1 pseudogene is annotated in these 454 nt (G+C 61.2%); it reads right to left on the reverse strand.

The annotated features are described in order from the left end of the window. A pseudogene (locus tag SOP95_RS31625) lies at positions 1-454 on the reverse strand (maltose alpha-D-glucosyltransferase); the annotation flags it as partial.

Below are 454 nucleotides of genomic sequence, written 5' to 3' on the forward strand. Positions count from 1 at the left end.
CATCAGGCGCAGGAACTCGGCGTCGCCCATCAGCAATGCATGCTGATACGCCGGACGGGTGATGAAGTCATAGGAGAGGTCGGCGCCGCCATGGGACATGGAAGCGATGTCATCCACGGTAAGGTTCAACTCCTGGAAGCTGAAACCGCCGGCCTTGCGAATCGCGCCGCCGAGCAACTGGTTACCGGTGATCGACAGCGGATGGCTCTCGGACCAGGCCGTGCCGTCCAGCTTGCGTTCCACGCCGAGAAAACCATTGGCGTCCAGGCGCAGGATCTTCGCGCCCATCACGTCGATGGCGTGCAGCGCATCGCCAATGATCATCTGTTGCGCGGCAAAAGTCGGATCCAGCCAGTTCAGCGACGGCTGGCCTTCCTTGAAGTAATGCAGGTACACCCAGCGACGCGGTTTGCCATCCACACCGAGTACCACGTCTGTCGCGCTCCAGTCGGTT

The sequence above is a fragment of the Pseudomonas sp. YuFO8 genome (assembly GCF_035065025.1).
Taxonomy (GTDB): Bacteria; Pseudomonadota; Gammaproteobacteria; order Pseudomonadales; family Pseudomonadaceae; genus Aquipseudomonas; species Aquipseudomonas putida_AE.